11 protein-coding genes are annotated in these 10363 nt (G+C 61.9%); 4 read left to right on the forward strand and 7 right to left on the reverse strand.

What is annotated here, in order from left to right; translation table 11 throughout:
• Positions 1 to 656: 656 nt before the first annotated feature.
• Both AX729_RS39485 and AX729_RS08335 read right to left on the reverse strand, forming a co-directional pair.
• Entirely contained in the window at positions 657 to 1454 is a 798-nt protein-coding gene (locus tag AX729_RS39485; RefSeq protein ID WP_156456806.1) for a hypothetical protein, read from the reverse strand.
• Between the two features lie 111 nt (positions 1455 to 1565).
• Positions 1566 to 1889 (reverse strand): hypothetical protein, encoded by a 324-nt coding sequence (locus AX729_RS08335; RefSeq protein ID WP_061021935.1) that lies wholly within the window; start codon positions 1887 to 1889, stop codon positions 1566 to 1568.
• 47 nt (positions 1890 to 1936) lie between these two features.
• Between AX729_RS08335 and AX729_RS08340 the strand changes: the two genes are divergently transcribed.
• On the forward strand, positions 1937 to 2365 hold the full coding sequence (locus tag AX729_RS08340) for a creatininase family protein (protein ID WP_061021937.1): 429 nt from the start codon (positions 1937 to 1939) through the stop codon (positions 2363 to 2365).
• Between the two features lie 93 nt (positions 2366 to 2458).
• Here the strand turns inward: AX729_RS08340 and AX729_RS08345 are convergent, their stop codons facing one another.
• Positions 2459 to 2905, reverse strand: a complete 447-nt coding sequence (locus tag AX729_RS08345; RefSeq protein ID WP_061021939.1) for a globin family protein — start codon at positions 2903 to 2905, stop codon at positions 2459 to 2461.
• A gap of 537 nt (positions 2906 to 3442) precedes the next feature.
• Positions 3443 to 3682, reverse strand: coding sequence for a hypothetical protein (locus tag AX729_RS08355; RefSeq protein ID WP_028178804.1), 240 nt, complete (start codon positions 3680 to 3682; stop codon positions 3443 to 3445).
• A gap of 573 nt (positions 3683 to 4255) precedes the next feature.
• On the opposite strand from AX729_RS08355, the gene AX729_RS08360 reads away from it, so the two are divergent.
• Both AX729_RS08360 and AX729_RS08365 read left to right on the forward strand, forming a co-directional pair.
• The gene (locus tag AX729_RS08360; RefSeq protein ID WP_061021943.1) at positions 4256 to 5227 is read left to right on the forward strand and encodes an SDR family NAD(P)-dependent oxidoreductase; all 972 of its coding nucleotides are present in this window, start codon (positions 4256 to 4258) and stop codon (positions 5225 to 5227) included.
• Positions 5228 to 5490: 263 nt separating this feature from the next.
• Entirely contained in the window at positions 5491 to 6603 is a 1113-nt protein-coding gene (locus AX729_RS08365; RefSeq protein WP_061021945.1) for an alpha/beta hydrolase family protein, read from the forward strand.
• A 124-nt stretch (positions 6604 to 6727) separates the two neighbouring features.
• Here the strand turns inward: AX729_RS08365 and AX729_RS08370 are convergent, their stop codons facing one another.
• Positions 6728 to 7234 (reverse strand): MarR family winged helix-turn-helix transcriptional regulator, encoded by a 507-nt coding sequence (locus tag AX729_RS08370; RefSeq protein ID WP_061021947.1) that lies wholly within the window; start codon positions 7232 to 7234, stop codon positions 6728 to 6730.
• Positions 7235 to 7640: 406 nt separating this feature from the next.
• On the opposite strand from AX729_RS08370, the gene AX729_RS08375 reads away from it, so the two are divergent.
• Positions 7641 to 9164, forward strand: coding sequence for a porin (locus AX729_RS08375; protein WP_061021948.1), 1524 nt, complete (start codon positions 7641 to 7643; stop codon positions 9162 to 9164).
• 272 nt (positions 9165 to 9436) lie between these two features.
• On the opposite strand, the gene AX729_RS08380 is transcribed toward AX729_RS08375, so the two are convergent.
• On the reverse strand, positions 9437 to 9910 hold the full coding sequence (locus tag AX729_RS08380) for a GcrA family cell cycle regulator (RefSeq protein WP_061021950.1): 474 nt from the start codon (positions 9908 to 9910) through the stop codon (positions 9437 to 9439).
• A 74-nt stretch (positions 9911 to 9984) separates the two neighbouring features.
• Positions 9985 to 10182, reverse strand: a complete 198-nt coding sequence (locus AX729_RS08385; RefSeq protein WP_024341172.1) for a hypothetical protein — start codon at positions 10180 to 10182, stop codon at positions 9985 to 9987.
• Positions 10183 to 10363: the final 181 nt, after the last annotated feature.

Consider the following 10363-nt stretch of genomic DNA (forward strand, 5'->3'; position numbering starts at 1 on the left):
CGGTTCTATTTTTCGGTCAGCGACCATTGACTTCGTGTGACCCAGTCGCTGCGGCAATCATTGGTTGCTGGGCGGGACCCAGTGCGATTATCATGGAGGCTTTAGGATACGAATTAATTTGGAGCGCGGATGCCATGGCCTGGATAAAGGACGTCGTTCCACTTGGAATAGTCGGGCTAGCCATAGTTGCCGTCCTGCTGGTGGCCTTAAACCCGGGGGGTAAGACGAACCTCAAGTTAGCCGCAGGGACCATAGCAGCGATCGTCCTATTGGCTGTCTTCGATAAGCTTACACCGCAGAGCACGCTTCAGCCGGCTCCTCCAAAAGTCCCTGACGCTTCATCGCCCGCCGGGGCTCCTGGTGGCATCTTCTGGATCGATACGACGTCAAGTGCTGACTGGGGAGGACGTGACGTAGCTTCCACGACCGGACTGATCCCTAGATACCGTGTTAAGGATATGAGGCTATGCGACGAGAACCGCAACGGTTCAATAGCAGTCTGCTGGGACAACCGGCCTAATGGATTCCCCGCAGGTGTGCCAACCGATATCTCGGGTGCACCTGCACAATGGTGCACCTACAAGGACTCAAGTGTGAAGTTGTCAACGCCTCCCGATGGTCGGGCGCCACCCGGGCGGGTTTATTTGTGCGCGCGGTCAATACCGCACACCTGACATTTGGCGGTCGCCTCGCATGATCCGCCGAACCTCGCTGTAAGTCCGTTGCGCTTCCTGCTGTAGGGGCCGGGTCATGGTGAAGGCAGGGCCAATCTTGGCCGACACTCGGCGCAGGTTGCGCGTGGCATAGGTCGCCCAGCCGTCATCACGAAGCGGCTTGATCTTGATCTGGAATTGCTTGCTCCGCCCGGGCGACGCGCCCCAGGCCTTCCACATCGTTTCTTTCAGAATAGCGTTTTCGGTAACCGCACCGAAGGCGCCATGAATATGCAGCCGGCCATCCCAATCGCGATCAATGCAGAACCAGTAGGGCAGCCGGACGCCAGCCCGGGCCAACTGCTTGTCAAAGGACCGCTTCAGGGAGTCCAGAAAGCCCCAGGGATGACTCAGGGCCTTCTCCCGTGCTTCGGGGATCAGATTGAAGGTGAACGCATAGGCGGGCTTGTCTGCGATCTGTAGGGCTGCTGTCGCGGCCACGGCTTTAACTACATCGCCGGTAAGAGCCCACACGGGTATGTTGTCGTTGGTGGGGGCTACAGAGCTGTTGATAGAGAGATTAGAGGGTGTGGGGTGTGCAACTGAAGTCTCTCCAGCCAAGAAGCCGGCCGGAACGCGGAAAGCAGCTATTTTTGCGAGGATTTGCTTGTCTTTGAGGGCGGATTGCCGAACCCGCTTGGGGACTTTTTTCGACCGCTTTTGAGGCCGGTTGTCCTGCGAAATGGCATCGGTCGCGCTATATAGATGATGATCTTCGGACGTTCTCTTAAGCAACGGCACGTTCGGGTCCTCCAGAAAGCCATCCGGGTTCGCCGCCGGGTGGCTTTCGCATTTCAGGTTAGGATCAATGAAGAGATATAGCGGGCGAATTCAGGATCACGCGCTGTTTCGTCACCGGAGGACGCCACCAGGACGCCGCTGGGTGCGGAGTTCTTGGGCGATCATGCTGCGAACCTGATGCTCTATGGACCGGGCGACGTTCTCCCCGGTGCGTTGGTGGTCCTGGTCTGACATGCCGGGGCTGCCCTGGACTGTGACGCTGATCGACGGCGCGATGACATTGGAGGGGGCGATCATCGGAGCTGCATCGTTGCCGGCCCCGCCGACCAGCCCGCCGTCCGCGAACCGCGGAATCCTATCGGCGTTGATCGCCTCCAGGAAGGCGCGGTGCTTCGCTGTGGCGGAGGCGCGCACCACGAATTCACCGTTGCTCAACCGCGCCGGGATGCTGTCAGACGTTCCATGCTGGAAACATCGCGGCCTTGGCTGCGATCTCGGTGGATCTGATGCGTGAGCTGAATGCGCCGATCACGACCGCAGCCTATTTCATGGCTGCCCGTGAGGCGATGTCGCGGATCCTGGAGGATCGGTCGGGTCTCATGCACGCGTGCGAAGCTGAAACGTCCATGATGATGGCTGCATATCCCGAGTTGGTCGATGCCGACCGTTTCGGGGAAGCGCTGGGAGCGGCTTTTGACGTCGTTGCGTCGCTGGTCCCGACGCTGAAACGGTTTGTGTCGTTCGAACAGGTGACGTCCACCGGCGTTGCGGGGGATGCCAGGCGCAGCTCGTGGGATAAAGGCGAAGCGTTGCTGGCTGCATGCGCATCAGCATTGGCCGACGGGTTGCGGCGCGGGGAGCCTTGGAAGGCGTCGGCCTTTCTCTCCGCCGATCGTGCTGACGCAGGCTGAGGTCGCGGCTAGGCCGCTTCTTTCAGCATGGTCTATCCTCGTCAAAGCACGTCGATATGGCTGCGGGCAGCTGTCGACGCGCATGCAATCAGGTTATCCGGGTATGACGCCGGTGCTCGGCGAGGACGACGAATTCCCACTGGGTGCAATCATGCGTTGAGCAATGACAGCGTAAACCTTGCGCCATGCCTGCTCCATGTCATCGGTCCAGTGTGGCCCGAGACCCCGCGCCAGGCTCCAAAGCAATGCTTCGCCAACGACTGGATAGTGCTCAGGCTTCACGCCATAGCGCAGATGATTGCGGCCAAGCATGTCTGCACCGGACAACAGTCCGGTTGTCTGATCGAGGCTGCCAACCAGCACCGCCAGCTTTGAGATGAAATCCTGCTTGAGACGACTCATGTCGGCGGGAAACATCGGTCTGAATTCCGGTGCAAGCTCAAAGATGCGATCGTAGAACGCCGTTGTCATGTCGGTGGCGTTCGCGAACGCCAGGTCAAAAGAGGACCTGACGCGAATGATCTCGTCTGCGGTCAGCATGATGGTTCAAACATTGATGAGTTATTTTGAGAGTGGCGGCGCACTGATGTCGTCGGCATCACTGTGACAATGCCTTCGAATAGCTTGCAAGCTCATAATAATTGCATCCTCACGGCTGCCGCGAACGTACAACATGGACAAGCCCATTTGAGATCATCGGCAGGGTCGATACCGTTGCTCGGACGAGGTCATCGCAACCGTTCAACGAATGGTTGCCCTTGCAGAAGAGGAGGCGGTTGAGGGTCTTATTCAGTCCAAGCCGGCTGCTCGCACCAGGTGAATGGCGCACCAGGCTTGCTCGCCCACGGCTTCGCCGCCCGGGCGATTTTCGTGGCTGATGTATTGGTCTCCAGCCATCTTGTGGATCGTCCAGCGCAGCATATCGCTGTGGCCATCGTCGAAAATATACGTCTTGGGATATGAGAGGGTCACAGGACTTGCGCCATCACATTGGGCCGGCGCGGTGGGGCCCGCTTGGAGGCGGCCTCCGGGGCGTTTCCTCGATCCGTCGCGTCGGATCAGTAGTTTTGCGGGGCCTTAGGCGTGGCCCTTGATCTCGTAGTGACCCGGCACGCATTTGTAGCGCTCGAGGCGCCAGTTGGCGTGATAGATCGGATGCTCGCCCATCCATTTCGCGAGCGGCGCCTGTGCGCCGACTGCGCACTGCATCATCGAAATCTCGGGCGTCATGTTGCTGTCGGTCACGATTTCCTCGACGCAACTGCCTGAGCTGGCTGCGCCAAGCCGGCAGAGCACGGCAACGACGGTCACGAACATTCCTGTCACCTCATCGGTTGTTTCTGACCACGACAAGGATGCAAGCGGAGTGCCAGAGCCTGTTGCACGCAAACGACACCCCAGCCTGGCCGACTCAACCCGGCGTCCACCCGTCATTGGACGATTCGGATTGTGAAAAATCTGCTCATAAACCGAATCCGGGCAAATACGGGACCGGGACACCATGTTCTACCAGGGCGCCGTTGCCGGTGTTGGTGCTTCTAGCGAGGACGGAGCAAGCGCCTCGCCCTTCGAGACGACCGCTTTCAGCGGTCTCCTCAGGGTGAGGCTGAGCGGCAATGGCGCTGATTGAAACTGTTGCCGCAAATTCCGACCTCATCCTGAGGGCCCGCCAACGGCGGGCGTCTCGAAGGATGGGCTGCGGGCGAGGTTGCTTAACGTGCGAGCCGGATCGGAGCGGCCAATACTCCGCACGCCGAAATAACCGATGGCGGAGATGGCATCGCTGATCCGCTTTCATTTGCGGATGCGGCCCTGCTACAGTTTCGCGCGCGCCCGGCGAGAGGCGTTGTGACGAAGAAACATACCGACAAGGGGAGGGACCGAAGTCCCATGAAGGATTTTGCTGGAAAGATCGCGGTCATCACCGGCGGCGGCACGGGAATGGGGCGCGAGCTCGCGCGGCAGCTCGTCGCCGAGGGCTGCAATGTCGCGATGTGCGACGTCTCCGAGGCCGCGATGGCCGAGACCAAGCGGCTCTGCGAGACCGAGAAGCTGCCGCAGGGCCTGCGCGTCACCACGCATGTCGCGGACGTCGCGATCGAGGATCACCTGAAACGTTTTCGCGACGAGCTCGCCAAGCAGCAGAAGACGGACAAGATCCATCTGTTGTTCAACAATGCCGGCATCGGCGGCGGCGGCAGCCTGTTCACCAACACGCGCGAGCAGTGGGAACGCACCTTCAACATCTGCTGGGGCGGGGTCTATCTCGGCGTGCGCACCTTCCTGCCGATGCTGGTCGCCGCGGACGAGGCCCACATCGTCAACACCGCGAGCGTCAACGGCTTCTGGGCCTCTATCGGCATGAACCAGGCGCACACGGCCTACAGCTCGGCGAAGTTCGCCGTGAAGGGGTTCACCGAAGCGCTGATCAACGATCTCCGCCTGCACGCGCCGCACGTCAAATGCTCGGTGGTGATGCCCGGCCACATCGGCACCTCGATCGTCTCCAATTCGCGCAGGGTCCAGAGCGCGGACGGCTCGGAGCGGCTCAACGCCGATGAGGTGGCGCTGACCCGCAAGCGCATGATCGCGGCCGGCGTGCCGGATGCCGACAAGATGTCGGACGAGGATATCCAGGCGGTGTTCGCCGAGCGCGCCCGCAGCTTCCTGGAGGACGCGCCGACGACGGCGGCAGAGGCGGCGAAGATCATCCTCGACGGGGTCAAGGCGGAGCGATGGCGCATCCTCGTCGGGGAGGACGCAAAACGCCTCGACGAGCGCGTGCGCGCCACGCCCGAGCAGGCCTACGACCGCGCTTTCTACGAAAGTTTCACGCAGGAGGTCGGTTGGCGGCTCGGCTGACACCGCCCCCGGGTGGGCGCGAATATGGGTATGATGGTCATCATGGCAAGAGTGCACAGAGCAATTTTGCGTGCCACCTCTTGCCAATGTCACTTGCCGATGTCCGTCCGCACCATGACCGATCGGAATGTCACGCATGCGTCATGACGATGTTCAAGCGATGGTGATCTGAAACGCCTCTCATCGAGCGCACGGCCGCTTGGTCGGCGAACTGAAATGGTTTAGTCATTCGGGGATAACGCGACGATAGAGCGTAGCTCCCGATGACGCCCGCATGCCTCTCCGACGACTGGACCTTTTGCCCGGAACGAGAGGACATTTCCGCCGAGTTCACGCGGCTGCTGACCGCGGCCCAGGAGGGCGGCGCGACGATCGCGGAATGCCTCATGATCGCACGGCAGCTGAAGCGCGGCGACGACCGGTCCTGGCACCGCGAGTGGAAGAAGCTGGCACAAACCAATCGGCAACGCGCCGAGACCGCATTCGCCGAGGGGCACCTGGCGAGCGCGCAGCGCAATTGGCTGCGCGCGATGAACTACTATGGTGCCGCGGCGATGCCGCTCGACCCGGCCGACGAGCGCCGCTGGGTCGCGGTGCTGGCGATGCAGGAATGCGCGCGCCGCTACCTCGCGGCGCGCAGCCCGGCCGGCGAAGTGGTGACGATACCCTGGCTCGACGGACATTCGCTGCAGGGTTACTTCCTTCCCGCGCCTTCGGGGAAAGTGCCGGCTCCGACCGTGATCTGCATCGGCGAGCCGGGCCACCGCAAGGAAGAGTTCTTGTTCAAGCTCATGCCGCATGCACGCGAGCGCGGCTTCTCGATGCTGGCACTCGACCTCTTCGGCGACCAGCGCGACGATTATCTCGACGCGCTGTTGCAGCGGCGGGATCTCGAGAGCGCGATCCCCGGCGTCATGGACTATCTGGAGACGCGTGGCGACGTCGACTTCGCCCGCGTCGGGATCATCGCCGATGGCTGGGGCTCATCCTTCGTGGCGCGCGCGGTGTTGCAGGAGCCGCGGCTTGCCGCCGCCGTCTGCGACGGCGGCCTGTGGGACCTGCACGAGCGCGCCTTCTTTGCCAGCCGATTCGCGATGAGCAACGTCAGCATCGTGCCGGTGCCGCATGCGCCGCTGATGGCCTCGAGCGCCGACTGCCCGGTGCTGATCACGCTCGGCGAGGACGGCTGGCTCAAGGCCGACCGGGCGCGTCAGATCGTCCAGAGCTCCCGGCTCGGCAGTTCGGACGTCATGCTGAAAGTGTTCACTGCGGCGGAGACGGGCGCCGCGCAGGGCCATGCCGACAATCCGAGCCTTGCCAACGAATACATCTTCGACTGGCTCGAATCGCGGCTCGGCGGCGCCGGGCGAATCTAAAGCGCGATGCGATGAGGATGAAGCGTCATCGCGCGTTAGGTTGTTCTTCAAGCATGATCTTTTCGGAAAACCGCTGCGCACTTTTCCGGATCATGCTTTAGCGGCGGCCCGGATCAGGCCGGCGTCAAAAGTCCAGGGTCAGGCGGACGCAGGCCTTTTCGAGACGGGTCTTCAGCATCGCGAGCTTGGCGGTGAATTCGGCGAGCTCGGCCTCGTCGAATTCCTGGAAGACGAATTCCTTGATGGTCTTGTACTGCTCGTTGAGGCTCGCCAGGTGCTTCTGGGTCTTCTCGGTCAGGGACAGCCGCACCACGCGGGCGTCGGTCGGCGAGGGGCGGCGGCGCAGCAGACCCTTCTTCTCGAGCATCTTGGACTGGGTGGTGACGAAGGACGGATCGACGTGGAGGAGCTTGGAAACGACGTTGACCGGTATGCCGTCGTCCTTGTCGAGGTCGGAGATGGCCATCAGGATCAGCCATTGCGGCCCGCTGATTCCGAGAGTCCTCGCCCAGAACTGACGCAGCTCCTCGAGATACATGTTGATCGACGATATCTCCCAGGTGAAGCGCCTGATGATATCCAGATTGCCGATCGCGCGCAGGCGCGCCCCTTCTTTCCTCGTCGCGGACACAGCGTCACTCCGTGGACCGACTGCTCACGTCGGTGTTCGTAGAGTGCCATAGTCCACGCAAGCCTGCTCTGACGCAAGTGCAGGGCAGGGTAAATTCGTCACTAAAACTACAAACATGATCAGCTCAGCGGATTGCGCGCGGCCCCGGTGTTGCATGCAGGGCACAGGCTCGGTGAAACCAAGAAGCTGAGTTAATAAACTATTTTGATTAATGGAACGGCGCAGGCATATTGTCGCATGACGGTGGGGGGTACTCGATCGTCCCGTTGCAGGTGGTTCGCTCACGTCCCTCGCGTCGAAAGCGGGTGTCCGAAAGCGCAAAGCGGCCGAGCGGATTTGACAGAGACGGGGATCTGGGGGGCCTGACGGTCCAGTCTCCGCGAAATACGCAACTTGGAGGTTCTAAATGAAAGTGGTGAGGAGCCTTTTGCTCGGCACTGCGGCGGGTCTGATCGCCGTCGGTGGAGCCCAGGCGGCCGATCTTCCGGTCAAGGCCAAGGCGGTCGAATACGTCAAGATCTGCTCGCTGTACGGCGCCGGGTTCTACTACATCCCGGGCACCGACACCTGCATCAAGCTGGGCGGCTATCTGCGTGCTGAAGTCGCGCTCAATGCGGGCGGCAACTACAGCGCTCAGTACAACGGCGTGTTCGCGGCGAACAACCGCCTGACGAACTACTACTCGATGCGCGCTCGCCAGGATCTGAACATCGATACGCGCACCGCGACCGAGTACGGCGTGGTCCGCACCTATTTCGATGCGGTCTTCAGCTGGACGACCGGCAGCTATGTCGGCACCGGCTCTGCCACAGGTGCGACCGGCTACAGTGCCACGACGGCAGGCACGACCAACCTCAACCCGACGGACGGTGGCATCTCGGGCGGTTCGCTCGGCGTCTACTATGCCTTCATCCAGTTCGCCGGCTTCACCATGGGTAAGGCCGTGTCGCAGTTCGACGCGCCCTGGATCAACTATCCCGGCAACAACTTCGACCAGCTGGTCGGCGGCAGCGGCTCGACCAACGGCGTCGCCCAGTTTACCTACACGGCCGATTTCGGCCAGGGCGTGACGGCGACGATCTCGGCGCAGGACCAGACTCAGTTCTTCACGACCAACATCTGGAACACGGCCGGCATGAGCACCACCGGTGTCCTCGGTGGCGCCTACGGCTCGAACGACATCGGCGGCACCCGGTCGCCCGACATCGTCGGCACCGTCCGCGTCGAACAGGCCTGGGGCCTGTTCCAGGCGTCGGTCGCCGCGCACGACAACCATGCCGCCTACTACGGCGCCACTGAAACCACCGGTCATCCCGAAGACAAGTGGGGCTGGGCCGTCCAGCTCGCTCTGTCGATCAAGAACATTCCGACCGGCGCCGGCGACGTGATCAACATCTCGGGCGTCTACACCGAGGGCGCGAGCCGCTACAACTTCCAGTCGCTGGCAGCGACCAGCTACTCTATGTTCGGCAGCTCGAACGCTGCCTATCAGAGCATCGGCTTCGCCGGCGTCTCTGACGCGGTGTTCGGCCCTGGCGGCCAGCTCGAGCTGACCAAGACCTACGGTTTCCGTGGTGCCTACACCCACAATTGGAGCCCGTACTGGAATACGGCGCTCTACGGCGCGTGGGCTGCGGTCAGCTACAGCGGCACCGCGAAGGGTCTGATCTGCGGCAACGCGGCGTTCGCCACCCTGACCGGCGCCTGCAACCCGGACTTCAACATCGGCCAGGTCGGCGTCATCACCCGCTGGACGCCGGTGAAGAACCTGACCTTCTCGGCCGACTTCACCTACAGCCACCTCGATCAGAAATATTCGGGCGTGATCACGACCGGAGCTCTGACGGGTGTCGCCAAGCCGGCGGCGACCTACGAGCTGAAGGACCAGGACACCTACAGCCTGCTGCTGCGCGCTCAGCGCAACTGGTAAGCCCGGGCTTTTCGAGCTTGCTGAAGCCCCGGCGGGAAACCGCCGGGGCTTTCTCGCAAAGACAAAAGTGAGGGGAGTTCGGAAAACCTGTGCAGAAGACGAAGGCGAGCCATGCGATCCGATCGCCTCAGGATTTATTTACTTACCTGAGTTACTAAGCTATATGCCTATCGGCCCAATACGAAAGTTGCGGCTCTTAGCTCTACGCTAAGCCTCCATGAACCTCCGGTGATGCCCCGCCGGAGGTTTTTGTTTTTGAGGATGACGCCGCTTCAGCCGCGCATCACGCGTGCGCGCGCATGCGGCCGGTAGGCGAGGCGGCTGTGACCGGTGCAATAGGGCTGGCCGTCGGGAGCCGTGTTGCCGCAGAAGCAGAAATCGTCTTCGCCCGGCGTCGAGATCGGCCATCGGCAGCGGTTCTCGGACAGTTCCAGCAGCGAGCAGCGATTGGCCTCCTCGATGGGGCCTGCGATCACGGGTGCATCGGCCTCGCCATAGATCGTCGCGAGCATCGCATATTGCAGCCGGGGCACGGCCCGTCGAGCCCGCGCCGAGCTTTTGTCCTGGACCTTGCGCTCGTCGACCGTCCGTCCGCGCGTCAGATTCAGCCGGGACAGCTTGCCGATGACGGCATTGCGGCTGACGCCGATGTCGGCGGCGATCTCGCGGCAGGAGAGGCCGGCCTCGAAATGTTGCTTCAGCAGTTCAATGCGTTCGTCGGTCCAGGTTGGTGAGAGAACAGGCATGTGTAACGGTCCCAGGTTGCAGATGTCGGCCATCCGCCTGCTCGAGATCCGTCCGCCTCACGTCCGGCGCGCGCTCACGTCCTGCCATTGTCGCGGATCGACAGGAGCCCGTCCTTGATGGCGAGACGGATGCCTTCCTCGATCAAGGTACGTGCGACGCCGGGAACGCTGGTGCCGTGGGTGCCCTGTCTCACCAGTTTTTCGAGATACGCGATGGTCGAGAGCGCCAAGGTTACGGGAATGCGGTCAGTCTCGGCTTTTTCGGTGGCCATGGCCGAACGCTAGCCTCTTACTCGGGTACATAAAAGTAACGATTAAGACTCTATTTAGGTTCAGGGGTGGAAGTCAAATCCGGGCCAATCCGGTGTATCAGCTCATTGGAATCGCTTGAGAAATTCGGCATGGCGCCGCGCGCCGCCCGAACGGGCGGGTAGCGGCGTCGCGTCGATGGGG

This window comes from Bradyrhizobium sp. CCH5-F6 (genome assembly GCF_001556045.1).
GTDB lineage: Bacteria > Pseudomonadota > Alphaproteobacteria > Rhizobiales > Xanthobacteraceae > Bradyrhizobium.

What these genes read in the sequence shown, in the direction of transcription:
- AX729_RS08345 (WP_061021939.1), bottom strand. Translation starts at nt 2,905, where the DNA reads ATGCTGACCGCAGACGAGATCATTCGCGTCAGGTCCTCTTTTGACCTG.
- AX729_RS08355 (WP_028178804.1), bottom strand. Translation starts at nt 3,682, where the DNA reads ATGTTCGTGACCGTCGTTGCCGTGCTCTGCCGGCTTGGCGCAGCCAGC.
- AX729_RS08360 (WP_061021943.1), top strand. Translation starts at nt 4,256, where the DNA reads ATGAAGGATTTTGCTGGAAAGATCGCGGTCATCACCGGCGGCGGCACG.
- AX729_RS08365 (WP_061021945.1), top strand. Translation starts at nt 5,491, where the DNA reads ATGACGCCCGCATGCCTCTCCGACGACTGGACCTTTTGCCCGGAACGA.
- AX729_RS08375 (WP_061021948.1), top strand. Translation starts at nt 7,641, where the DNA reads ATGAAAGTGGTGAGGAGCCTTTTGCTCGGCACTGCGGCGGGTCTGATC.
- AX729_RS08380 (WP_061021950.1), bottom strand. Translation starts at nt 9,910, where the DNA reads ATGCCTGTTCTCTCACCAACCTGGACCGACGAACGCATTGAACTGCTG.
- AX729_RS08385 (WP_024341172.1), bottom strand. Translation starts at nt 10,182, where the DNA reads ATGGCCACCGAAAAAGCCGAGACTGACCGCATTCCCGTAACCTTGGCG.